The sequence below is a fragment of the Lacinutrix sp. MEBiC02404 genome, assembly GCF_053601575.1.
This window is the reverse complement of sequence record NZ_JBSHNV010000220.1, coordinates 620,799-646,884: the sequence shown is the minus strand read 5'-3', so window position 1 is coordinate 646,884 and position 26,086 is coordinate 620,799. Positions and strand designations below refer to the sequence as shown.

Annotated in this window: 20 protein-coding genes and 1 tRNA gene; 12 read left to right on the top strand and 9 right to left on the bottom strand. The window is 32.9% G+C overall.

Features of this window, described 5'->3' with window-relative positions:
• Positions 1 to 38 precede the first annotated feature (38 nt).
• The gene (locus ACVCXO_RS17360) at positions 39 to 1,220 is read left to right on the top strand and encodes a multidrug transporter (protein ID WP_452230858.1); all 1,182 of its coding nucleotides are present in this window, start codon (positions 39 to 41) and stop codon (positions 1,218 to 1,220) included.
• Between the two features lie 71 nt (positions 1,221 to 1,291).
• Here the strand turns inward: ACVCXO_RS17360 and ACVCXO_RS17355 are convergent, their stop codons facing one another.
• Positions 1,292 to 1,651, bottom strand: a complete 360-nt coding sequence (locus ACVCXO_RS17355; RefSeq protein ID WP_452230857.1) for a toxin-antitoxin system YwqK family antitoxin — start codon at positions 1,649 to 1,651, stop codon at positions 1,292 to 1,294.
• A gap of 376 nt (positions 1,652 to 2,027) precedes the next feature.
• On the opposite strand from ACVCXO_RS17355, the gene ACVCXO_RS17350 reads away from it, so the two are divergent.
• Both ACVCXO_RS17350 and ACVCXO_RS17345 read left to right on the top strand, forming a co-directional pair.
• Positions 2,028 to 3,212: a porin gene (locus tag ACVCXO_RS17350; protein WP_452230856.1), complete on the top strand. Its 1,185-nt coding sequence runs from the start codon at positions 2,028 to 2,030 to the stop codon at positions 3,210 to 3,212.
• 69 nt (positions 3,213 to 3,281) lie between these two features.
• Entirely contained in the window at positions 3,282 to 5,591 is a 2,310-nt protein-coding gene (locus ACVCXO_RS17345) for an anion permease (protein WP_452230855.1), read from the top strand.
• 294 nt (positions 5,592 to 5,885) lie between these two features.
• Here the strand turns inward: ACVCXO_RS17345 and ACVCXO_RS17340 are convergent, their stop codons facing one another.
• Both ACVCXO_RS17340 and ACVCXO_RS17335 read right to left on the bottom strand, forming a co-directional pair.
• Positions 5,886 to 7,679: a ribonucleoside-diphosphate reductase subunit alpha gene (locus tag ACVCXO_RS17340; protein ID WP_452230854.1), complete on the bottom strand. Its 1,794-nt coding sequence runs from the start codon at positions 7,677 to 7,679 to the stop codon at positions 5,886 to 5,888.
• A gap of 1 nt (position 7,680) precedes the next feature.
• Positions 7,681 to 8,955 (bottom strand): ribonucleotide-diphosphate reductase subunit beta, encoded by a 1,275-nt coding sequence (locus tag ACVCXO_RS17335; protein ID WP_452230853.1) that lies wholly within the window; start codon positions 8,953 to 8,955, stop codon positions 7,681 to 7,683.
• Between the two features lie 710 nt (positions 8,956 to 9,665).
• On the opposite strand from ACVCXO_RS17335, the gene ACVCXO_RS17330 reads away from it, so the two are divergent.
• Together ACVCXO_RS17330 and ACVCXO_RS17325 are read left to right on the top strand one after the other, a co-directional pair.
• Entirely contained in the window at positions 9,666 to 10,406 is a 741-nt protein-coding gene (locus tag ACVCXO_RS17330; RefSeq protein WP_452230852.1) for a LytR/AlgR family response regulator transcription factor, read from the top strand.
• Between the two features lie 3 nt (positions 10,407 to 10,409).
• A complete protein-coding gene (locus ACVCXO_RS17325; RefSeq protein WP_452230851.1) occupies positions 10,410 to 12,377 on the top strand; it encodes a tetratricopeptide repeat protein in 1,968 nt (655 codons plus the stop codon).
• Positions 12,378 to 12,389: 12 nt separating this feature from the next.
• Here the strand turns inward: ACVCXO_RS17325 and ACVCXO_RS17320 are convergent, their stop codons facing one another.
• On the bottom strand, positions 12,390 to 12,959 hold the full coding sequence (locus tag ACVCXO_RS17320; protein WP_452230850.1) for a DUF3109 family protein: 570 nt from the start codon (positions 12,957 to 12,959) through the stop codon (positions 12,390 to 12,392).
• A gap of 287 nt (positions 12,960 to 13,246) precedes the next feature.
• On the opposite strand from ACVCXO_RS17320, the gene ACVCXO_RS17315 reads away from it, so the two are divergent.
• From ACVCXO_RS17315 to ACVCXO_RS17305, 3 genes are all read left to right on the top strand, one after another.
• Entirely contained in the window at positions 13,247 to 13,828 is a 582-nt protein-coding gene (locus tag ACVCXO_RS17315; protein ID WP_452230849.1) for a MarC family protein, read from the top strand.
• Between the two features lie 86 nt (positions 13,829 to 13,914).
• Positions 13,915 to 14,118, top strand: a complete 204-nt coding sequence (locus ACVCXO_RS17310) for a hypothetical protein (RefSeq protein ID WP_452230848.1) — start codon at positions 13,915 to 13,917, stop codon at positions 14,116 to 14,118.
• Complete coding sequence (locus ACVCXO_RS17305) at positions 14,118 to 14,720, top strand: FAD-dependent oxidoreductase (protein WP_452230847.1); 603 nt, start codon at positions 14,118 to 14,120, stop codon at positions 14,718 to 14,720. Before ACVCXO_RS17310 ends, ACVCXO_RS17305 begins: the two co-directional genes overlap by 1 nt.
• On the opposite strand, the gene ACVCXO_RS17300 is transcribed toward ACVCXO_RS17305, so the two are convergent.
• The 4 genes from ACVCXO_RS17300 to ACVCXO_RS17285 form a co-directional block, all read right to left on the bottom strand.
• Positions 14,721 to 16,310: a S41 family peptidase gene (locus ACVCXO_RS17300; RefSeq protein WP_452230846.1), complete on the bottom strand. Its 1,590-nt coding sequence runs from the start codon at positions 16,308 to 16,310 to the stop codon at positions 14,721 to 14,723. It lies immediately after the preceding gene.
• Positions 16,310 to 16,741 (bottom strand): deoxycytidylate deaminase, encoded by a 432-nt coding sequence (locus ACVCXO_RS17295; RefSeq protein ID WP_452230845.1) that lies wholly within the window; start codon positions 16,739 to 16,741, stop codon positions 16,310 to 16,312. The genes ACVCXO_RS17300 and ACVCXO_RS17295 overlap by 1 nt, the downstream gene beginning before the upstream one ends.
• A gap of 128 nt (positions 16,742 to 16,869) precedes the next feature.
• Entirely contained in the window at positions 16,870 to 17,457 is a 588-nt protein-coding gene (locus ACVCXO_RS17290; protein ID WP_452230844.1) for a HupE/UreJ family protein, read from the bottom strand.
• Between the two features lie 73 nt (positions 17,458 to 17,530).
• Positions 17,531 to 17,610, bottom strand: a tRNA-Leu gene (locus ACVCXO_RS17285).
• Between the two features lie 144 nt (positions 17,611 to 17,754).
• Between ACVCXO_RS17285 and ACVCXO_RS17280 the strand changes: the two genes are divergently transcribed.
• From ACVCXO_RS17280 to pth, 3 genes are all read left to right on the top strand, one after another.
• Positions 17,755 to 18,696: a ribose-phosphate pyrophosphokinase gene (locus tag ACVCXO_RS17280; RefSeq protein ID WP_452230843.1), complete on the top strand. Its 942-nt coding sequence runs from the start codon at positions 17,755 to 17,757 to the stop codon at positions 18,694 to 18,696.
• 26 nt (positions 18,697 to 18,722) lie between these two features.
• Positions 18,723 to 19,340, top strand: a complete 618-nt coding sequence (locus ACVCXO_RS17275) for a 50S ribosomal protein L25/general stress protein Ctc (RefSeq protein WP_452230842.1) — start codon at positions 18,723 to 18,725, stop codon at positions 19,338 to 19,340.
• 150 nt (positions 19,341 to 19,490) lie between these two features.
• The gene (pth, locus tag ACVCXO_RS17270; RefSeq protein ID WP_452230841.1) at positions 19,491 to 20,057 is read left to right on the top strand and encodes an aminoacyl-tRNA hydrolase; all 567 of its coding nucleotides are present in this window, start codon (positions 19,491 to 19,493) and stop codon (positions 20,055 to 20,057) included.
• A 48-nt stretch (positions 20,058 to 20,105) separates the two neighbouring features.
• Here the strand turns inward: pth and ACVCXO_RS17265 are convergent, their stop codons facing one another.
• A complete protein-coding gene (locus ACVCXO_RS17265) occupies positions 20,106 to 22,820 on the bottom strand; it encodes a T9SS type A sorting domain-containing protein (protein ID WP_452230840.1) in 2,715 nt (904 codons plus the stop codon).
• 320 nt (positions 22,821 to 23,140) lie between these two features.
• Here ACVCXO_RS17265 and ACVCXO_RS17260 point away from each other — a divergent pair, with 320 nt between their 5' ends.
• Complete coding sequence (locus ACVCXO_RS17260) at positions 23,141 to 26,032, top strand: choice-of-anchor J domain-containing protein (protein ID WP_452230839.1); 2,892 nt, start codon at positions 23,141 to 23,143, stop codon at positions 26,030 to 26,032.
• Positions 26,033 to 26,086: the final 54 nt, after the last annotated feature.

The window sequence follows — 26,086 nt, the reverse complement described above, 5'->3', positions numbered from 1 at the left end:
CTATAAAAATAAATACCAATTTAATTAAACTTGAAACAATGAAAAATTATTTTATTTTAGGATTAGCAATTATAACAGTGCTTTTCTCTTGTACTACAGATGATACTTCAGATATCGTAATCAATGACAATAGTACCGTAAACAACAATTCTGGTGGTGAAACACCAAATGATGATTGCATCTTCCTCTCTGGAACGTATGTAGAAGATTTAACTTTAGACGCAAACAACTGTTATAAAGTAAACGGTTCTTTAATCATGGCAGAAGGAACTACATTAACTATTCCTGCAGGAATGACATTAGAAGCTTTAGCTGCTGGAGCAAACGTATACATTGCTATTTCTCAAGGAGCTCAAATTATTGCTAATGGAACTGCAGATAGCCCAATAGTATTAACATCGGATGCTTCTTCTCCAAGTGCTGGAGATTGGGGAGGATTAATTCTTTTAGGAAAAGCGCCTATCAACTCGGTAACTGGAACTTCTACTTCTACTTCAGAGATTGCTAGTTTACCATTTGGTGGAACAGATGCTACAGATAATTCTGGAAGCTTACGTTATGTTCGTGTAGAATATTCTGGTGGTGCTGCAGATGGCCAATCTGAAAATAACGGATTCTCTTTCTACGGTGTTGGTAGTGGTACTTCTGTAGAATACATTCAAGCTTTTGAAGGGAAAGATGATGGTATCGAATTTTTTGGAGGAACCGTAAACGCTAGTTATGTTTCTGTTGTTAATGCACAAGATGATTCTATTGACTGGACAGAAGGATATACAGGTACTATTACAAATGCATATGTGAAACATGGAGCAGATCACGATAAAGGTATTGAAGCAGATGGTTTTAACACAGACTTTAGTAATGCTGCTGGTTATTTTTCTAAACCTACAGTAACTAACTTAACGATAATAGGATTAGGTTCTGCAACTGGAAACGAAGCAATTCGTTTAAGAGCAGGAACACAAGGAATATTTAATAACGTTTTAATTCAAGGTTTTGAAGAAGGTTTTGATTTAGATGGAGATGGTGCAAATAGCCCAACAGGAGCTGGTGTTTCTAGTGGTGATTTAAGTGTTACAGATATCACTTTTATAGACGTTATACAAAACGTACAAAACGATACCGCTGTAATCTTTACAGATGCAGAATTTATTTCTGGTGAAGGTAACGGAACAGGAACAGATTATGCTTCTTGGGGAGCATCTTGGACAGTAGAGTAAATTTCAGAATTAGTCTAAACAAAAAAAGCATCCTATATTTAGGATGCTTTTTTATGTTTTCTTAAATGCTATTATTGTCGTGATGCAATAGACGTTTTATTTGTCCATTCACTCACATTTGCAATTGCATTGTTTGTATAATCTACTTCTTTTAAAGTTTTATCATTCCAATAAAACCACTTGCCGACTTTTTTCCCATTATCATAATTCGCCGAAACTGTTTTGTCGCCTTTCGTATCAAAACTTAACCATTCGCCTTGAAGTTTACCATCTGTTGTATAGAATCCTGTTTGACTCACTACGCCATTGTCATGATAGTACGTTACTTCAATTAAGCTGGTTTCCTCATTAAGTTTTAATGTTCTCTCTTGCTGTGCAAAAGAAACCACTGAAATCATTAAAGCTAAAAACAAAATAAATTGCTTCTTCATTATTATGGGTTTTAAATTGTTAATACCTCAAATATAGACATTAATTGACAATTAAGCAACCTTTACGTAACATTAAATTAACATTAAACTTGTAACTCATTGATAATTAGTATTTTACTATTTTAATTTTAACATGTTTTATTAATAATTACTTAATATTGAGGTAATACTAACATGACGTTTAAAGTAGATATTTGCTTGTATTTTAAAATGCATTACAAGTATTTCATATAATCTATTAGTTTTTGTCGACTAAATTATCATGAATTCTATGGGCTGCTTTAGGCCAAAGCAGCCTTTTTGTTCTTCACATTTAACGATTTAGAAACATTAATTTAACTTTTATTTAAGTTCTTTGCAGTGACAAAAACTAATAATGAAACTAAATTTTACAGGTATTGTATTATTTATTTTTTCCATTACAGCAATGCAAGCGCAAGAAACGCCTTCTCCTAAATTTGGGAATGGTTTATTTAATCTTGTAGGAAAAGATAGTACGTTCACCATGAGGATTGGAGCTAGAATGCAATTTCTAGCCATCTCCAATTGGGAAGATGGAGAAGCCAATGAATCTACTTTTTTAGTACGTCGTGCTAGATTAAAGTTTGACGGCTTCGCTTTAACTCCTAAATTAAAATACAAACTAGAACTAGGTCTATCGAATAGAGATATTTCTGGAGCTTCCGAATACACCAGCAATGCACCAAGATATATTTTGGATGCCGTTATAAAATGGAATTTTCACCAAAACTTTGTGCTTTGGTTTGGACAAACAAAACTACCAGGTAATAGAGAACGTATTATCTCTTCCGCTAATCTGCAACAAGTAGATCGTTCATTATTAAATAGCAGATTTAATATTGATCGGGATCTAGGTATTCAATTAAGACATCACTTTAACCTTACAGACACCTTTATTATAAAAGAAGCACTTGCTATTTCACAAGGAGAAGGAAGAAATATTACCTCCGGAAATATTGGAGGTCATCAATATACTGGTCGTTTAGAATTTTTACCATTTGGAAACTTTACAAGTAAAGGAGATTATGTAGGAAGTGATTTAAAACGCGAACCAAACCCAAAATTAGCCGTAGCTGTTGCTTACGATTTTAACAACAACGCCGTAAAAACCAGAAGTAATCAAGGTGCTTACATGGTAAATGAAGAAGGTGTGTTTCATGAAACCAACATTTCTACTTTATATATAGATGCCATGTTTAAATACAAAGGCTTTTCGTTTATGGCAGAATATGCAGATAGAAATGCAGACGATGTATTATTCACCAATGAAGATGGCGATATCGATGCCGTACAAATTGGAAATGCTATCAACCTACAAGCTGGATATCTACTTAAGAAAGATTGGGAAGTTTCCGGAAGGTATACCTATATAGATTGGGATAAACTAACAGAAAATGCTAATCAGAGTCAATATACCGTTGGTGTTTCCAAATATATTGTAGGCCATAAATTAAAAGTACAAACAGACATTAGCCATTTAGAAGTCACCGATGGAAATAATGAATTTATGTACCGATTGCAATTTGATATTCATTTTTAAAACATAACAATTAGGTAACATCTTAATCAAGAAGACTAAAGATATTTGCAAACATTTTTAAATTAAATTATGGAAAATATATATTTATATATGATTATTGCTCTTGCTATTTTGGCGGTTGCCGATTTAGTGGTTGGAGTAAGTAATGATGCTGTAAACTTTTTAAACTCAGCAATCGGTTCTAAAGCGATTTCGTTTAAAACCGTCATGATTGTTGCTAGTTTAGGAGTTGCTGTTGGCGCAGTGTTTTCTAGTGGAATGATGGAAGTTGCTCGTAAAGGAATCTTTAATCCTGGAGAGTTTATGTTTAATGAAATCATGATTATTTTCATGGCAGTAATGATTACCGATATTCTACTTTTAGATTTCTTTAATACTATTGGTATGCCAACCTCCACTACGGTATCTATTGTATTTGAGTTATTAGGAGCTGCGGTTGCCATGGCTTTAATAAAAATTGGTCATGATGGTGGTAATTTTGACGATGTAGTAAACTATATAAACACCTCTAAAGCGTCTCAAATTATATTCGGAATTATCCTCTCGGTCGTCGTCGCATTTTCCATTGGAGCATTAGTACAGTGGTTTTCTAGACTACTATTATCTTATAATTTTGAAAAGAAAGCAAATTGGGTTGGCGCATTATTTGGTGGATTAGCACTGACTGCAATCACCTATTTCATTTTCATGAAAGGTTTAAAAGGAACTTCTTATGCAAACCAACCATTTGATCTTTTAGGTGGGGACACGATGAAAGACTTTTTAGAGCATCAAGTATTTTATATTATAGTTGTAAGTTCTATAATCTGGTCTTTATTAGCTCTTGCTGCCATTACCTTATTTAAAACAAACATTTATAAACTCATTATTATTGTAGGTACTTTTGCATTAGCGCTTGCTTTTGCAGGAAATGATTTAGTAAACTTTATTGGTGTACCAATAGCTGCATATAATGCATTTACAGAGTGGACTGCTTCTGGTTTAGCTGCAGATGCTTTTCCTATGGATGTGTTAGCAGAAAAAGTACCAACAAACAACTTGCTTCTTTTTATAGCAGGAATTATTATGGTATTAACCATCTGGTTTTCTACTAAAGCAAGAAATGTAGTTAAAACATCTTTAGATTTATCTAGCCAAAGTGCAACTAAAGAACGTTTTCAACCTAACTTTTTATCTCGTGGATTTGTAAGAGTAGCGATAGGAGTGTCTCAAATGTCTTCGTATATATTACCAGAAACATGGCAAGCAAAAATTGATAAACAATTTGAAGTTCCAGTAATCAAAATATCTAAAGACAAGGTACATGAATTACCTGCTTTCGATATGGTTCGTGCTGCTGTAAACTTAATGGTTGCTGCGGTATTAATATCTTTAGCAACATCCTACAAATTACCTCTTTCTACAACATACGTAACTTTTATGGTTGCCATGGGAACCTCTTTAGCAGATAGAGCTTGGGGAGCAGAAAGCGCGGTATATCGAGTAGCTGGTGTTATCAATGTCATTGGAGGTTGGTTCTTTACTGCCTTTAGTGCTTTTGTTGCTGCTGCTTTAGTTGCCTACCTACTAAACTTAAACCTACAAGTCATGTTTCCTTTATTATTGGTAGCTGCTTTTGGTTTATTATTAAGAAACTATATCGCACACAATAAAAAGAGTAAAGAAGAAAAAGCAGAAGACACTTTAACAAAAGCAGAAAGTAGTTCTGTGCAAGGTGTAATACACGAAAGTGCAAGTAATATTGCAAGTGTTGTAAAACGTGGAAATAGAATATATACCAATGCGGTTAAAGGGCTTGCAAAACAAGATTTAGCATTACTTAAAAAGAATAAAAAACAGGTTATTAAGCTTTCCGATGAAGTAGATGAACTTAGAGATAACATCTTCTATTTTATTAAAAACTTAGACGAATCTAGTATTGGAGCAAGTAACTTTTACATAAACATTTTAGGTTATTTACAAGATATGACACAGTCTTTAGAATACATTTCTAGAGTAAGTCATAAACACATTAATAACAATCATAAGAAACTTAAATTCAATCAAATTAAAGAATTGAAACAAGTAGATGATAAAGTAGAGGTTTTATTTAATGATATTAAAGATGCTTTCGATTCTGGTTCTTTTGAAAGAATTGGTGCTATTCTAAACGAGAAGACAGAAGTTTATGATTTAGTAAAACAAAAGATTCAAGCGCAAGTTGCTAGAACACGTACGGAAGAATCTAGTCCGAAAAACACAACATTGTACTTCGGATTGTTATTAGAAACAAAAGATCTACTGAACGCTACGATGAATTTATTAGAAGAATACCACGGCGCACATGATAGTAGTATAAAACCTGCTGTAATTGCTGAAGAAGACGTAGAAGAAGAATAGATTTCTGACAAACAATTCTTATATATTACAAAAAAAACCATCTCGATTGAGATGGTTTTTTTATTGGCACTATGCAGTTCCCATATTAAGAACATTCTTTTTACAACAAGAAAAAGGTGCGTCCCAACAATCTCCTTAGCAATTAGAATTGTAGAACACAATCCTAAACTTATATCTATCTATTTTTGGAGATCTACAATACCAACCAAAAATACTTATGCATTCTTTAATCAAACAAAAAAGCCACCTCATTTAGAGATGGCTTTTAATTAACACTTATATAAACAATACTAATTACCCTTCGCAACTAGCACATTCTTTCTTTTGCTTAAACTGTTGTGCTGCATTGATACTGTGTTGGTAGTACAACGATTTAACACCTAATTTCCAAGCAGTAACATATAGTTTATTTATCTCTTTTACCGGCATATCTGGATGCACCATGATATTTAAAGATTGTCCTTGATCTATATGATTCTGTCTGTTTGCCGCTTGATAAATAATGGTCATTTGGTCAATTTCGGAATAGGTTTTAAACACCTCTTTTTCATGATCTGTAAGTTCTTCTAAATGTTGTACAGAACCATCGTAATCACGAATACTTTTCCAAATCTCACTGGTATTCAATCCTTTTTCTTCTAAAAGATCCAATAAAAATGGATTTTTAATCGTGGTTTTAATTTTCGCAATATCTTTCACATATATGTTAGACCAAATTGGCTCGATACCTTGAGATACTTGTCCTAAAATAAACGCAGAAGATGTTGTTGGTGCAACAGCATTTAAGGTAGTATTACGTCTTCCGTAACCTTTTAATACTTCTGGCTCACCAAAAACTCTTGCTAATTCTTCCGAAGCACTTTTAGATTTATCGTTAATCGTTTTAAATATTTCACTATTTAAACTAAATGCTTCCGCACTATCAAAAGACAACATTTTAGATTGTAATAAAGAATGCCATCCTAAAGCACCTAGACCTAAAGCTCTGTTTTCTTTTGCAAAATTATACGCTTTCTCCATGAACATGAAGGTTTGTCTATCGTCTCTATTATCGGAATCTCTATATCCTTCTAGTTTCGAGATAAACTCTTCTAAAACAGCATCTAAAAAGTATACCATCGTTTCTACAGCATCGGTATCTTTCCACTTATCATAATGCAATAAGTTTATAGAAGAAAGTACACATACAAAAGACCATCTATCATTAGTTGGTAACATGATTTCTGTACACAAGTTACTTGCATAAATCTCATGGTTTTTATCTTTATAAACATCTGCAGCATTATTGTTTGCATTGTCTCTAAAGAAAATATATGGATATCCTATTTCACCTCTACGTTGTAATACTTTAGCCCAGATTGCTCTTTTATCTGCATCTCCATCAATCATTTCTTGCATCCATTCATCACCAACCGTTACACCATGCGTTAATTCTTGAATTGGATTCCCTTCGGTACCAATCTCTAAAAACTCATGAATATCACTGTGATCTATTGGCAAATAAGGAGAAAAACGACCTCTTCTTACCGAACCTTGACTTACCACATCTACCATTTTTTCAAAAAGTTGCATGATATGTACCGCTCCAGAAGATTCTCCGTTATTTTTTACAGGAGCACCACGATGACGTAGTTTACCAAAATAACCTGAAGTACCACCTCCTAATTTCGACATCATTCCTACTTCCGACTGTGTATATAGGATATCTCCCATATCATCATCTATATGCGAACCAAAGCAACTAATTGGTAAACCTCTTTTTTTACCAAAGTTAGACCAAACTGGAGAAGCTAATGAGTAATACCCTTCTGCCATATACCCATAGAACTTGTCTGCAAAGCCATCCATTTTTAGAATGTCTTCTGCTCTTTCAGCAATTTCTCTAATTCTTTCTTCTGGTGTTGTATCTCCTGTTAAGTACCCTGAAGATAAAAACTTACGACTATTTTCTGTTAACCATTTAATCTCTGGTTGTTTTGTGGCTTCTTTTCTGGCTTCTTTTCTAGCGTTAATTAATTCGTCATAATTGGAAGCTTTTGCCTCTTGGCTTACGTTTGCTTCGGTGTTCTGTTTTGTTTGGTTGCTCATCTTAAAATAGGTCGTCGCTAGTTATACTTTTTGTTCTTTTACTATAGTTTATAGATCTTTTCACGAAGAAATCTCCATGTTTTGTTCCTATAATTTCGTCGTCAAACCATTCGGTTTTTTCCACTAATTTTTGATCAATTTCAAATACTTTTTCAATTCCAATACTTTCTAAAGAGTTATTAAAACGATTTTTAATAAACTCATTAATCACATTTTTTGGCAAGAATTCTAATTCTCCTGCTTCAAAAATCCAGTCTATAATTTTACTTTCAGAATCAAAAGCTTCTTTACATAATTCTTGTACTTGTTTTGCATGTGCTGCATCAAACCAAGTTGGATTTTCACTTTTAATAATTTTAATAATATCGATTCCGAAATCCCCGTGAATCTGTTCCTCTTTAGAGGTTGCTTCCACAACATTAGAAACTCCTTTAAGCATGTTTTTATGCTTATTGAATGCCATAATTATTAAAAACTGAGAAAATAAAGACACGTGTTCTATAAACAGAGAGAATAACAAAATAGATTCTGCATATTCTTTATTGTCTTCACTTTTAGAGTTTTTTAAAGCCATCTCTAAATAATGCACACGACGCATAATTACTGGCTTATTCTTAATGTTTTTAAACTCGTTGTTAAGTCCTAAAATCTCTAATAAATGCGAATATGCATCCTGGTGACGTACTTCACTTTCAGCAAAAGTTGCTCCTACCGAACCAATCTCTGGTTTTGGTAATTTATTATAGATTTCTCCCCAAAAGTTCTTCACTGCAACTTCGATTTGAGAAATGGCTAGCATGGTATTTTTAATAGCGTTTTGCTCTACAACTGTAAGTCTGGTTTTAAAGTCTTGTATATCACTAGTAAAATTAAATTCCGAGTGAATCCAGTATGAATGTCTAATCGCATCCACATAATCGTTAAGTTCTGGATATTCGTATGGCTTCAGGTTTATACGTTTTTCAAAAATATTTGTTTTTCTATTTCTTGTTTGCTCATCGCGGTACAAAATATAGGCTTTAGCAACATCATGAAATGCGCTTTCCATTAATTTTTCTTCTACAAGATCTTGCACTTGTTCTACCGTTGGCACATATCTATAGTCTTGTTCTTTTCTATCTAATAAAGTTTTTAAAACGTTTACAGAAATGGCATTTGCATCTTCTTTACTACCATTACTCACCGAAAGCATTGCTTTTTCGATGGCATTCGTAATTTTATTTAAAACAAAAGGGCTTGTTTCATAATCCCTTTTAATAATTTGAGTAATCTCCATAATCTTTTAATTAAATAGCTAGTTTGTTATTTGGAATGACATGTATCATTCAAAAACTTAATAATAAATCTGTAAAAACGTGTTATATATTTCCTTTTGTAGGTTTAGAAAAGGAAGCATTCTTCAAAAAAACATAGAAAATCTATTTCGCTTTTTTGCCCTGAACAAAGATTGACAATTGTACTTAAAAAAGAAAGGGTATTCTGCAAACGTTGTCAACAAGTTTTTAACAACCTAGCATTTACCACCTATTTCAAAGGATTTCACTGTATTAATCTAACCTATTAATAATCAGTACTTTAGGTTTATTAAAGTTTTGTTAACAGCAGTAAAACAAGGGTTTTAAGAATTTTATAAAACAAAAAAAACGAGCGTTTTTCACACTCGTTTTTCTCCCTAAAATAACTAACTGAAATAACTAAAAAAATCAATCAATATAATCCCATAATTTTAGTGTTTCAAAATTATGTAAATCGATTAATAGTAAATTAATATTGATAATTTTTTACAATTAATAGCAATGCTAATATGCTAATTTTATACAAAATTCAGATACACAAATGTATAGTTGGTAAGAAATTTTGTATAGTTGGTAGGAAAAACAACCACAAAACCTAAGTAAACATAAAATTAAGCTTGTTATACAAAAAAAGCAACCAGCTACACATAATAAAGTTATAGCCTCATTTTATATTATTATATTTGATATTATGATAAAAGCAGTTATAGTAGATGATGAACATAAAGCGATCCAAAGTCTTAGTTGGGAGCTTGGTCACTTCAGTAAAGACATAGAAATTATAGAAACATTCACTAGTCCAGAACTCGCTATATCTTTTTTAAACAAAACGGCAAATACACCAGATTGTCTTTTTTTAGATATACAAATGCCAACTATGGATGGTTTTCAGTTTTTAGAAAAGCTAACCAATAAAGATTTTGCTGTAATAATCACCACTGCTTATGACGAGTACGCCATTAAAGCCATAAAACATGAAGCTATAGATTATTTATTAAAGCCTATAGATTCTGATGACTTAAGTAGCACGATTAAAAAACTTAAAAATTTAAGCACTAAAAATATCAATTACGATAAGTTAGAAGAGTTATTTTATAAATTTAATGAAGAAAACAGTAAACAAAAAATCACTATAAATACGGATGGAAAGCTCATTTTCTTACATGTGGATGATATTATTTTTATTGAATCTGACGGCAATTACAGCACCCTTATCTTAAAAGACAATCAAAAGCTGGTAGTCACAAAAAAATTAAAAGAAGTAGACGCACTATTACCGGATAAAATGTTTTTTAGAATTCATAATTCCTACATTATAAACCTAAACAAAGTAAAAGAGTTTATTAAAACGGAAGGCTATGTGGTTATGCAATCCAACCATAAAATCCCGGTTGCTAGGCAACGTAAACTAGATTTTTTAGACAGACTTTAAGATATGCGAACACTACAACCTAAACCCTTAAAATATTTTAAGCTACTAATCCTTTTATTATTAGTAAATAGCCTGCAAGCGCAACAACCAGAAGTTACTAATTTTAGCGTTCAAGTAGAAAGCATTACCGATAAGAAACCTAATAGCTACCAAGCACTTTATTCCCTTTTTGATGCGGTTAGCAATGACACAATAAAAATGCGTTATTTATCTAGAAAAAGTAAAGACGCAAACTATCTTGAAGGAGAGAGCTACGCATTAAACATGCTTGGTATCTATTACAGAAACACCTCTAAATACGATAAAGCAATAGCGTTTCATAAGCAAGCACAAGAATTAGCAATAAAAGCTAATAATTTAGAGCTACAAGTAATTAGTTTAAATATGCTTGGTGTTGTAAACAGAAGGTTAGATTTAATTCGTTATGCATTAGAATTTCATAAACAAGCTTTAGATCTTGCCGAAACAGAAAAGAATCCATCTATTACTTTAAAACGAAGTATTGCTGTTTCTAGAAATAGCATGGGAAACATTTATTTAGTATTAAAGCAATATGATTTAGCTTTAATACAATTCCATCAGTCTTTAGAAATTGAAAAATATTTAGACAATAAATTAGGCTTAGCCATTAACTACCAAAACATTGGGTATGTCAAGGAAAGCAAAGGTTTATTAGAAGACGCCCTGGAAGACTACAAAACATCTTTAGATTTCAATAACCAAATAAACTCCGATATTGGTCGCGTAATATGCAACAATAGTATAGGTGTCATCTATATAAAACAAGAAAAGCTAAAAGAAGCACAAGTCACCCTTAATATCGCTTTAGAAAAAGCATTAGAATTAAACGACCAATATCACATTGCTCCTGTTTATATTAATTTAGGATGGTTACAATTAAAACAAAATAGGTTTGAAGCATCTGAAAACAGCTTAAAAAAAGGATTACAAAAATCTAACGATTACAATTTAGTAACCTCCAAAATTGACGCCTATAAATATCTTTCCGAATTATACGAATTAAAAGGAGACTACAAAAAATCTAACGAATACTACAAAGCACATGTCGCTTTAGACCAAACCGTAACCAACGAAAGAAACCTGCAATATGTAAATGATTTGGTTATTAAATATGAAAGTGAAAAGAAAAGCAATCAGATAAAAGAGCTCGCTAGTGAGAATGAAATTGTAAAACTACGCTTAGCGCAAAACAAAAGAATTCTTTTATTAAGTGTCTTTGGCGCACTATTAACCTTAGGTATTTTGTATGTATTAAACCGACAAAAAAGTTTAAAAAGTGAAAAGCAAATTATTATGCTTGAGCAGGATATGTTGCGTAATCAAATGAATCCGCATTTTATATTTAACACACTAAATTCTATTAAACTTTACATTATTAATAATGAAAAGGAAAACGCGGTGTACTACTTAAACAAGTTCTCTAAACTTATTCGAAAAATTCTAGTCGCATCTACAGAAAAAGAAATCTCTTTAGCCGAAGAAATAGAGACCATGACGCTTTATATGAATATTGAAAACATCCGTTTTGATAATGAAATTAAATACAAAATAGAAATTGACAAAAATGTAAATGCCGAAGTGATTAAAGTACCATCGCTAATTTTACAACCCTTTTTAGAAAATGCTTTATGGCATGGCTTATCTTCTAAAACAAAAAACAAGGAGATTCATGTACATATTGAAAAACCAAAACACAATGCAGTTTCTATTTACATTACAGATAATGGTATTGGCAGAGTAGCTTCAGAAAAAATTAATAGACAAAAAACATTAAAACGAAAATCTGTTGGTATTTCTATTACCAAAGAACGATTAGAAAATTTTTCTAAACAATTCACAAACGATTATAAACTGGAAATACTAGATTTATACGACGCAAATCATCTAGCAATCGGAACAAAGGTAATTATAGAAATTCCTACGGAAGAAATAAAACTAAAAACAGCTTAACTAATTCTATACTTATTTTTTCATTTTATCAGCAACCTTTTCTAATTCGCTATACCAATCTTCACCAAACTTTCTAATTAAAGCTTGTTTTACAAATTTATAAACAGGAACCTGAAGCTCTGCACCAAGCGTACAGGCGGCATCACAAATCTCCCATTTATCATAATTTACAGCAGAAAACTCCGAATACTCTTTAACTCGAATAGGATATAAATGACAAGATACTGGTTTTTTCCAGTCGATATCGCCTTGATTATATGCTTCTTCAATAGCACAAAGTGCAGTGTTTTTATCATCAAAAATAACATAAGCACAATCTGCACCGTTAATTAATGGCGTTTCTAAATCCCCAAAAGCAGTAACAATAGAAGTACCTTGTCTTTCAATCTCGGCAATACCTTCTTTACGTAAATATGGTTTTACTTTCGGGTAAATATCCTCTAGTATTTTAACTTCCTCTTTATCTAAAGGCGCTCCAGCATCTCCATCTATACAACAAGCACCTTTACATGCAGATAAGTTACACACAAAATCTTTTTGAATAATATCTTCTGAAACTATTGTTCTTCCTAATTGAAACATCTAACTACTTCTCTTTAATTAAATTACGAATTCTAATTATACTTTTTTATTTACCTTTAAATATAAACAAAAACGAAACTATGACTATCTTTAATTTTCCTATATCCTATAAACAAAAAACTATTGCTTACCATTTACAGTAATTTAAAGAAAGATATAGTACCGCAAATATACTAGATATTGCGTCAAAAAAGCTAACAATTAAAGCACATAAAATTTACGATTATTTAATGTTAAGAATCCTTTTTTTATAACGACATTTGCACCGAAATTTAAAAGCTAAAATCATGCAACTTAATTTTAAAGAAATATTTACAGCCTTTATGGTATTATTTGCAGTAATTGATATTATAGGAAACATTCCTATTATCATTGATTTACGCAAAAAAGTAGGTCATATACAAAGCGGAAAAGCATCCATAATTTCGGGAATAATTATGATTGTCTTTTTGTTTTTAGGTCAGAGTTTATTGTCTTTAATTGGTATCGATGTAAATAGCTTTGCAGTTGCAGGTTCTTTTATCTTATTTTTTATTGCTTTAGAAATGATTTTAGGTATCACATTATATAAAGATGATGGAGTAAGCCCTATAACTGCTTCAGTTTTCCCGTTAGCTTTCCCATTAATTGCAGGACCAGGAAGTTTAACAACCCTGCTTTCTTTGCGCGCAGAGTTTAGAATTGAAAATATTATAGTTGCTGTTTTAGTAAACGTTTTAATTATCTTTATTGTTTTAAAAACCTCTGCAAGAATTGAAAAGCTTATTGGTCAAAACGGAATTAACATCATTAGAAAAGTATTTGGTGTTATTCTTTTAGCTATTGCAGTAAAATTATTTGCACACAATATTAAAGCCCTTTTTATATAACGGAAACAACTCTGCTTGCAGATTTAATCCAATAAAAGGCATTGTATACATATTACCTATAACCAAAAAACAATAACTAAAAACACATGAAAATATTCACCATTATATTTACCATTATAGCTTCAGGTTTAATTATTTTCAACCTGACGCAAATAGATTTCAATGCTCTTTTTGAAGGACAAAGTGTAGTTGCACTAATTACCATTTTCACTTCTCTATGCGCCATTGCTTTATTACAAGTTTTAAGGCTTTCTAAAAAAGTAAACAAACAACTAAAAAACAGAAACTAATGTTTGATGCTCTTATTATTGGTGGTGGAGCAGCAGGAATGTCTTGTGCATTGGTTTTAGGTTCTGCCCAAAACAAAGCCTTTGCTAAAAACAAACGCGTTGGTATTATAATGCATCAAAAGACATCACACTTACAAAATGCATTATTTAATAATGTATTAGGCTTACAGCCAGGAACTACAGGAGCAACTATTTTAGAAGAAGGTAAAGAGCAGCTTAGCTCACAATACCCTCATATTACACAAATAGAAAACGAAAAGGTTTGTGAAATAATTAAAACCAAAACTGGCTTTACGGTTATTACAAACAAAGAAACATATCTTACCAAATGCGTAGTAATTGCCGTTGGGTACACCAATTTAATGACCATAAAAGGACTAGATAATTATATTGAAGCACATCCTAGATCTGCAAAAGATAAAGATAGAATTTGGTTAAAAAACACAGACCATAAAATAGAGGAAGGTTTATATGTTGCAGGATCTTTAGCTGGTTGGCGAAGTCAATTTGCAATTGCTTCTGGTAGTGGCGCACATGTTGCTACCGATATTTTAACCCTTTGGAATAATGGCGCACATACTAAGATACATGATAAGGGTTAGTTAGTTTTCTTCACTCAACTTAATAACTTCTTCAATCATAATATCTTGTTGATTTATAACTTCTTGGTACGTACCTTCCCCAAACAATTGCTCGCCTAAAGCAGCTTTAATAAGCAGTTTAATTTCTTCCTTAAAGGTTAAAAAAGTAATATTTCTTTTTAAACGCTCTCTTAAATACTCTTGAAAATCTTGTACCACATCCTCTGTGATTATAAAATCCTTTACAAAATCTTCTTGCGTTAAATTATCATACGCTTCTCTTTGCTTATCTAATTGCTCAAAAACAAAATAATTTAAAAACCCTGTTTGTTGCAAATAGTTAAAGGTGTCATTTTGCATACTTAAATCTAAAGGCACAAATACATCTGGAATAATGCCACCACCACCATACACTACTTTTCCTTTTAGCGTTGTAAACTTAAGAGAATCTGCTACTTCTATTTTTTCTGGATCCAGCAATTCACCGCTATCTATACGTGAAAAATACTCATCGTAATAATCTTTGTTTCCGTTTTTATAAGAACGCTGTATCGACCTTCCAGTTGGTGTGTAATATCTTGAAACGGTTAATCGCACTGCGCTACCATCACCAAGTTGCATTTCGCGTTGCACCAAACCTTTACCATAAGAACGTCTACCAACTATGGTTCCTTTATCATTATCTTGTAGAGCTCCAGCAACTATCTCACTTGCAGATGCAGAATTTTCATCCATAAGCACAAAAACATCTGCTTGTTCAAAATCTCCTTTTTTGGTTGCAAAGCTTTTTTCTATGGTTCCGCGTTTATTTTTGGTAAACAGAATAAGTTTATCGTCTTCTAAAAACTCATCTACAATCTGTTCCGCTATATTTAAAAACCCGCCTGGATTACCTCTTAAATCTAAAGCAATCTGTGTTGCACCAAGCTCTTGAAGTTTTTTTAATTCGGATTTAAATTCTTTAAAAGTAGATTCTGCAAAACGATTTATTTTCACATAGCCTAACGTATTGGTTAACATATACGCTGCATCTACACTAGTAATTGGCACATGATCTCTAGTCACTTCAAAATCTAAGAGTTCAGGTTCTCCTTTTCTATAAACCTTCAGTTTTACGTCACTATCCATAAGCCCTTTAAGCTTACTTACAATAGTATCATTAGAATAATTTTTCCCAAATAAAGTATCCTTATTAGCAATAAGTATTCTGTCTCCTCCTTGTATTCCTCTTTTTTCACTAGGACCTCCATGCACGGTTCGTATAACCGCAATAGTATCTTTGTAGGTATAAAAACTAATTCCGATACCAACAAAATCTCCTTTCATGTTTTCGCTTACGCGTTGCATGTCCGCTTTAGGAATATACACAGAATGCGGATCTAGGTTTTCCAGAATTCCGTTTACGGTTACATCTACAATGCTATCTGTGTTAACCTCATCTACATATTCATAATCGATATAATCTATAAGTCTGTTTAGTTTATCTTTTTTACTATTTGCCGTAAATAACCTATCTGAAGAATCTGTGAAATTTAATTTTCCGCCTATAAAAATACCAGCTGCAATGGCAACTCCAAGAATTAATGGTAGATATTTTTTTGTGTTATTCATTATGCTTTTAAATCTTCAATTAATTCTAATTTTATGCCTGCTTTTTCTAGGAAACGCAGACCAGAATCGTCTTTGTATGCTTGATTATATACTACTCTTACAATTCCGGATTGGTGTATTAGTTTACTACACTCTTTACATGGAGATAACGTGATATATAACGTTGCTCCTTTGCAGGATTGTGTAGAAGATGCTACTTTTAAAATAGCATTAGCTTCTGCATGTAATACATACCATTTGGTGTATCCTTCCTCATCTTCACAATAGTTTTCAAAACCAGTTGGTGTACCGTTAAAACCATCCGAAATAATCATTCTGTCTTTTACTATTAAAGCACCAACTTGTTTACGTTCGCAAGCCGATAGCTTTCCCCATTCTGTTGCAATCCTTAAATACGCTTTATCATATTTAAGCTTCTTCTTTTCTGACATATACTATTTTGAAGTTAGAATGGTTTTACCCTATAAACATTTCATACCAAGAGGTATAACGAAGATACTTGCTTCGTATTTTAATTACAACACTTGTAAGTTAAAGTTTTACCAAACTTTAAGAGCCCTTAAAAGAAATTACTGTGGATAATCATTGGAATTACTAAACCAATGACTACGGCAGAGATTACCATAACCCAATCTCGTTTAGAAAATCTAAAAATAGTTTGCATTAAAAAACCTAGAAATAGCACAACAAAAACGATAATAATTTGCGCTAGCTCTATACCTAGTGCAAACTCTAAAAGTGTTATTAGTTTGTTTTCCGTTCTACCTACCATGATCTTAAACTCTCTTGCAAAACCTAGACCGTGCACTAAACCAAAAAAGAGTGTTGAGAAAAATAAAACGCCAACTTTATCGCTTTTGGCTGTTTTACCAGCAGTAAAAACGTTAAAAACAGCGATAACCAAAATGGTAATAGGAATTAAAAACTCTACCAATTTACCATTTACAGAAACCACATTATAGGCGGCTAATATTAAAGATAATGTATGTCCTAAAGTAAAGATAGACACCAACATTAAAACCCTTTTCCAATCTTTAAAAATATAGGGAACAGCAAGCACTATTAAGAAAAGTACGTGATCATAAGCATTAATGTCTAACACATGGTTTATACCATATTGTACGTTAAACCAGAATTCTTCTAACATAAGTTTAAGTATTTGGGTTGCGTGAAAATATATAATATTAAATAAAAAACCTCAACATTTCTGTTAAGGTTTGTACTCAAGGCGGGAATCGAACCCGCACTCCGGAGAATCGGATTTTGAATCCGACGCGTCTACCAATTCCGCCACTTGAGCAATTTAGTTTTGCAAAACTAATTTATTTTTCTAAATAACCTTTAAAAATTACGTGTAAATGCTGTATAAAATGAAAAAAAACTCTAAATTTGCACCTCAATAAAAATCAGGCGACTTAAAAGCCTAATTAATAATAGATTAATCATGTCAAACACCATTACTGAAGCAAAGATTTTTTCTTGTATGCAAAGTAAAGTATTAGCAAAAAAAATTGCTGACGCCTATGGTACACATTTAGGTAATGTAATTACATCTACTTATAGCGATGGAGAGTTTCAACCATCTTATGAAGAATCTATACGTGGAACCCGCGTTTTTATTATTGGTTCCACAAACCCTGGCCCAGAAAACTTAATGGAAATGTTGTTAATGTTAGATGCTGCTAAACGAGCATCTGCAAGACATATAACCGCAGTTATACCATATTTTGGTTGGGCAAGACAAGACAGAAAAGACAAACCTAGAGTTCCTATTGCTGCAAAATTAGTGGCTAAAATGTTAGAAACTGCTGGAGCGACTAGAATAATCACGATGGATTTGCATGCAGATCAAATACAAGGTTTCTTTGAAAAACCTGTAGATCATTTGTTTGCTTCCACAATATTTTTACCATATTTAAAAGAATTAAATTTAGATAACCTTACTATTGCCTCTCCAGATATGGGAGGTTCTAAAAGAGCATATGCATATTCTAAAGCTTTGGGTAGCGATGTTGTAATATGTTATAAACAACGCGCTAAAGCCAATGTAATTTCACACATGGAACTTATTGGTGATGTTACAGGTAAGAATGTAGTATTAGTGGATGATATGGTAGATACTGCGGGAACATTAACGAAAGCCGCAGATTTAATGATGGAAAGAGGCGCTTTAAGTGTTAGAGCAATTTGTACACATCCTATTTTATCTGGAAATGCTTACGAAAGAATAGAAGCATCTAAACTAGAAGAATTAATAGTAACAGACTCTATTCCTCTTCAAAAAGAAAGTGCTAAAATTAAAGTATTAAGCGCTGCTGATTTATTTGCGGAAGTGATGCAAAACGTACACCACAACAAATCTATTAGCTCAAAATTTTTAATGTAATTAATAATTAATATAAAAACAAAACAATGAAATCGATTACAATCAACGGATCTCAAAGAGAAAGCGTAGGCAAAAAAGCAACAAAAGCTTTACGTAATGCTGGTCAGGTTCCTTGCGTATTATACGGAGGAGACAAACCAGTGCATTTCTCTGCACCAGAATTAGCTTTCTCTAAACTAGTATACACGCCTAATGCGCATACAGTTGTAATTGAGCTTACAGACGGAACAACACTTAATGCAGTATTACAAGACATTCAATTTCACCCAGTAACAGACAGAATTTTACACGTAGATTTCTATCAGTTATTTGATGATAAAGAAATTGCATTAAATATTCCTGTAGAATTAGTAGGAAACTCTAAAGGGGTTAAAAATGGTGGTGTTTTAAGAAAAAACAACCGTAAATTACGTGTAAAAGCGTTACCAGCTAACTTACCTGATTTAATTGAAATAGATATTACTAATTTAAAAATTGGTGATAAAGTATCTGTAGCAGATTTAAATCAAGAGAAATACACTTTATTACACTCAGACAACACCGTAGTTTGTCAAATTAAGACATCTAGAACTGCAGTTGTTGATGATGAAGATGAAGAAGGTGCAGAAGGAGACGCTCCTGCAACGGATGAAGCTCAAGAATAAATTCATTTATTTATACAATTATAAAAGCATTCTGTTTATTCAGGATGCTTTTTTTATTTTTACAAAAAACAAAAATTTTCTATGTGTACATTCTTAACATCTCTTTTCAAAAAAAAGAAGACTACACATAAAGCCGAAGAAATAGATTATATGAAAAAATTTCTAATTGTTGGACTAGGTAATATTGGAGAGAAATACGCGAACACTAGACATAATATTGGTTTTAAAATGCTAGATTATTTAGCCGAAAAAGAAGAGCTACAATTTGAAACTCAAAAACTAGGAGACATTTCTAGCTATAGATTTAAAGGAAGAACATTTATTTTGCTAAAACCAAGTACCTATATGAATTTAAGCGGAAAAGCTATTCTGTATTGGTTAACGAAAGAGAAAATTCCTTTAGAAAATTTACTAGTTATTACCGACGATTTAAATTTACCATTTGGAAGTATTCGAATTAAAACCAAAGGAAGTGATGGAGGTCATAACGGATTAAAAGATACACAAGACAAATTAAACACTACCAAATACAATAGATTTAGATTTGGTATTAGTGATGCTTTTAGTACTGGCAGACAAGTAGATTATGTATTGGGTGAATGGACGGAAGAAGAAGAAAAGAAACTTCCTGAAAGATTAGAAAAAGGAAAAGAAATTATTAAATCTTTTGGTACTGCAGGTATAAATAATACCATGAATACGTTTAACGGAAAATAAAAAAAGGAAGCCAATTGGCTTCCTTTTTTAGTACCTACTATTTTAGTATTATTCAATAAGAATCTTTTTAATAGTTTCTTTCTCTCCATCACTAACTTTCACTAAGTACATTCCAGATTGTACGTTATTCAAATTAATCACTTGATTAAAATCTGCAGTATTCACATATTCCTTATTAAAAACAGAACGTCCTCTAATATCATAAACCTGAACCTTAATATCGTTATTAGAAGCGGAGTTTAATTGTAATGTAAACGCTCCGTTATTTGGGTTCGGAAAGATAGAGAAGGCATCAAAAGCATTTTCATCAATAGATGCTGTAGGGTCTAGACATATTTCTAGAGTCCAAGAACTCAACTCACCACCATCCGCATTATATGCATCTACAAAACCCAAAGTCCAATTACCAGCAGCATCTTCTCCATTAAAAGCAGAAAGCGCTCCGGAAGGAATATATAGCATTCCATCTGTTGGAGGGCAAGGTATCGTTGCTGTAGTTGCATCATCATCAAATCCAAAGTTAAAATTATCTAAGCTACCACAAATTCCAGCAAATAATTCTACAGATGTACCGGCGGGACTAGTTAAAGTAAACGTTAAATCACTAACATAAGTATGCAGCCCAGTAATATTAGGAATATTAATATCCGAAATAATTCCACCACCTGCTATAGTAATCACAGACGTATAAGCAAGTCCTGCTCCAGAAGCTGAAATTGCAACCGCTATGTCGTTAGAAACACTTGAGCACGAAGGACAAGCAGCTCCGGAAACTACAGAAATATAATCTGCCATCGTTGCTGTATCATTACCATACGAATTGGTTGCAACTAAAGTCACATCATAAGTACCATTTGCAGCGTAAGTAACCGTTGGGTTTTCATCTGTTGAAGTTGCTGGTATACCACCTTCAAAAGTCCAAGCCCAAGACGTTGCACCTGGAACCGTTTCATCCATAAAGGTTATTGTGTTATTTGTATCTAAACAAATTATTTCATTATTAGCACTAAAAGCCGCAACTGGCGGACCAGGTAAAGCTGGCAATGTATATCCACAATCGGATAAGGAAGTATGAATAGTATTAATTTCTGTTTCAGTATACCCTAAACTGATAGCCGCTTGATAAACAGCAACTGCTGCATCATTTTGCCCGGTTGTACCTGCTGTCATTCCTAAACCTTCCCAGAAAATCTTATCCATTCGCTGACCACCAATTTGATCCCAGATTCCCATCAAGCAAGAAGCCCAAATTTGGCCATCTGTATGAATAGAACCCGTTAATCCGCCTGGATAAATTGCAGTATACGCCGTACTTCTCCCAGTCCAACATTCATTATGTCCATCCCAATTAAATACATAGTCATATTGCGGATCTGTTGAAGCCCAATAACCTAAGCTTCTATTATACGATTGAGCAACATAATCTCCAGTACCTTCACCTAGTCCTTCTGCTCCACTATTTCCTCCAGAAGTAACCCAGTCATGAAGTCCATGACCTAATTCATGATGTATAACATCCGAATCTTCACCATCATCTACACAACCTTCTCCAAATCTTAATTGGCCTGTTACCCCATTATATGAAGATTGATCTTGGCCTCCCCAACCAGAAGGATCAAACTGAACTCCTCCCGCATATTGATAAGGCATCACATCACATCCTAATGTATTATTTATATAATTCATCATAAAATCGATATGGTAATATACATTTACTGCTTCAAAACCATCTTGTTCTCTTGTAAAATTAAAATCGGAAGAATTTTGTGTAAACAAGCCATTAAAAGGCGAATCAAAATCTACTATTTCTGCTCTTGGCCCAACAAGGGAATAGGTACCACCTGTTAATGTAATATCATTTAAAGTCACACTAACTCTTGCCGCATCTAGTTCTGGAGAATCCGCATCATTATTATCTACATAACCACCTCCATAAGCAACCATATTTGAAGACAATGGATCTGGATCAAACACCATACCTGTTCCGCTTACTCTTCTTCGTTCTTCCGATTTTTTAGCTGAAGAATGCAAACAATCTTCATTATGTTTATGTTCTTCATCTTTATAATATTGATTTAAATCAACAACCTTAAATATTTCTTCTGTTTGTGCATCTACAAAAACATGCCATTCTCCTGCTGGATTATTAGTAAGAATGGTTACTTCATTTGCTAAACGAGTCATCTTAGTATTATTATACACCATCCATCTATTGGCTTTATATAAAACAGCACTAGACACATTTAAATAAGCATAAGCCAAATCATAAGCTTTTGTTTCAGAAACACTTGGTGTACCATTAAAAGATTTAATCGACTGATAACTATTCATAACATAAACCACTTTGTTTTCTGGAGAAATAGTAATAGTTATCTCTGCTTTATTTACGGGATAACCATTTAAGTATTGCCTAAAACGAACAACAGATCCTGCATTGGTAGTTCTTGTTGCGTGATGACGTAGGTTCTTAATTTCCTCTTTAGAAAACCCTAGTGTTTTAGATTCATGCTCTAAATAATACAGGGCCATACTTTCAGGCGAACCTTGAGGAACTTCGTAATTTAAACCATAAAGAGCAACAGGTAATCCTGTTTCTATATTAACTCTCTGGTTGTTTTTAATTACAGTCTGAATAGCCTCTTCTTTTTCTAAGCGGATTTCAAAAGATCGTTTTTCTACAGGCTTTTGCGCGAATATGTTTAAGGAAAACATAATTGCTATACATGTAAAAAAAGCAAATTTATATTGCGTAATTTTTTGCATAATTCTGGTTTTTAAATAGTTAAAATTCCTATTAAATATACAAATAAAATAATGATGCTATTGTTTTTTTTATTAAATATATACTTGCCTTTTCACGACTTCATCTCAGAACACACCTTTTCACAGTATTCTTATAGAAGAATACATATTATTTTACCAATAAATAATGTATTATAAGCTTTTATTACAAACCTTAAATAAGGAGTAAACACCTACAAAAGCAAGTGTTAAAGTTTGCTGTTTATTCATTTCAAACACTTCACATAAACATATATTCCGTACTTTTATGGCTATAATCGAATTATTTTAAACTAATAAAAATGAAAAAAATTACTTTTAGTCTTTTAATTTTTCTGCTAGCATCTCAGATTTCTGTGCGTGCTCAAGAACAATCAAAAAGCATAGGATCCAATGCGTCTTCACAGGTGTTTGAACCTACTCCAGCAACCTTAGAGTCTATAAACCAAACAGGTTTTGCAAGATGTTTAACTGTAGAAAACGAAGCATTATTACAACAAAAATATCCAGAACGCTTATCTTCTGAGGAATTTGAATCATGGTTAGCCCCAAAAGTTTTAGCTGTAAAAGCGAACAGAGGAACTGCTAATAGAGCTGTTTTTAATATCCCTGTAGTTATACATATTATTCATAATGGAGATGCAATAGGAACTGGAGAAAACATTACAGATGCGCAAGCAATTTCTCAAATCACAGTAATGAATGAAGATTACAGAAAACTATCTGGTACTAACGGTGGTGCTGACACTACAGGAGCAGCAGTAGATACTGAAATTAACTTTTGTTTAGCACTCACAGATGAAAATGGTGTCGCTACAACTGGTATTGTAAGACATGTTATTACACCTTATTCTAATGATGTAACAGACGGAGCTGGTGGACCAGATTGGGAAACAAATGCAGATGTACAACAAATGAAAACTACAACCCAATGGGATCCTACAAGATACTTAAACATGTGGGTAATTCGTCCTGGAGGTCTACCAATAAACCAAGGTGGATACGAGGGTCTTTTAGGTTATGCACAATTTCCTAGTAGTTCAGGATTAGCTGGAGCTCCTGCTGGTGGTGCAGATAATACCGATGGTGTTGTTGCTGCATATAATGCTATGGGTACTATAGACCTAGACGACGGAACTTTTATTTTAAACGATCAATACGAACTAGGAAGAACAATGACACACGAGGTTGGACACTGGTTAGGACTACGTCATATTTGGGGGGATAGTGATCCTGACCCTCTAATTGATAATAGTTGTGGTGTTGATGATTATTGTGATGACACACCAAATGCAGGTGCTCCAAATTACAACTGTGTCGAAATTACTAGTTGTGGTTCTGCCGATCAATACCAAAACTATATGGACTATTCTTTTGATTACTGTATGGATACATTCACGCAAGATCAAAAAGACAGAATACAAACGGTAATGACTAATTCTCCTCGTAGAATGGAATTAAATGCATCTACTGCATGTTCTACATCACCAACTATTTATTTTGAATCATCCCCTTCAGGAGATTTAGACGAAGGAAGTGATTGTGGTTACACTGACTATGTAATTGGTTTTAACCTTACAGACGGAGGTTCTGCTAGTGCAACCGTATCTGTTGTAGCATCTGGAACTGCTACAGAGAATGAAGATTTCGAATTACTTAACAACTCCGTAACTTTTGCTTCAGGTTCTACTACTGCAAGTAATGCTGTTACTTTAAGAATACATCAAGATAGTTTTGTAGAAACAGATGAGACTTTAGAACTTTCTATAAATCTTTCTACAACTGGGGATGCAATAGCTACGACTTCAACGAAATCTATTACAATTATTAATGATGATATGGCTGCATCAGCTTCTGGTAATGTCGTATTATTTGAAGATAGCTTTGAAACGTATACAGATTTCGATACTGCACCAATTGGAGATTGGACGATGTTAGATGGGGATGGAAATTCAACTTACGGATCAGAAACAACCACTTGGACAAACACCGGATACACTGGAACATTCATGGTATTTAATCCTAGCCAAACAACTCCTTCTTTAGCAGGAACTATTTGGGATCCGCACACTGGATCTAAAGGATACTATTGTTTTAATGCTACTAATACCCCTAATGGTACTGCTCTTAATGATGATTACATTTTCACTCCTCAAATGTTAAATTTAGGAGCAAATGGAGAGTTAAAACTATGGGTTAAATCGTTAACAGATCAATACGGTTTAGAACGTTTTAAAGTAGGTGTTTCTACAACAGATACAAATCCTACTAGCTTTACTTATCTTTCAACATCTCCTTATGAACAAGCTCCTATAGATTGGACAGAGTACACGTATGACCTATCTGCTTATCAAGGAGAAGACATCTACATAACAATATATGTAGAATCCGCAGATGCTTTTGCATTTATGTTAGATGATATCTCTGTTACTGCAGATGTTACAACTATCATCCAAGAAACAATAAACACGGCAACTGCAGACCAATTAAACCTAACTGGTTCTGGTGAAGCTTTTGCTTTTGATACTACTTCTCAAAACCTAATATTATCTATTGATAATACTGGTGGATTTAATTATGGATGTACAAACGTTTCTGTTTCCAGAGATGTGGCAACTGTTGGTGCAGCTACAACTATGTATGGTACAAATGCAGATCCTACTAGTTTTGTTAGTGCTAAAACGTACGATATTACAACAGCTATAGCTAACACATCGGATTCTTCTACCTTAAAGTTTTACTTTACAGAAGCAGAATTAGCAGGTTGGGAAAATGAAACAGGTAATTCTAGAAACAACCTATTTGTTAAAAAAGAAGGAACCAATGAAGTAGCGCCAGTTAGTGTTGCTGCATTTGGTGCAGATCTTGAATTAACAGCAAGTTTTACAACAGGATTAGAAGGTACTTATGTATTTGGAATTCAAACAGCGTTATCTACTAATTCAGTAATGATAGATTCAGGAGTTTCTATATTCCCTAATCCTACAACCAATGCATTAAACATTAAGACAAGCGATAAGAACTTACCAGACGCATATGTAGTTTACAATATGCTAGGTCAAGTTATTATGAATCGTTCGATTTCTAACAACGCTGATTTATCTATAAACACTTCAGCATTAAGTAACGGTATGTACTTTATTAAAATATCTAAAGAAGGAAACACGGTTTCTTTACCTTTTGTAAAAAAATAATACAGTAATACTCTAATTAAAGAAAGAGGATTGATACTATATCAATCCTCTTTT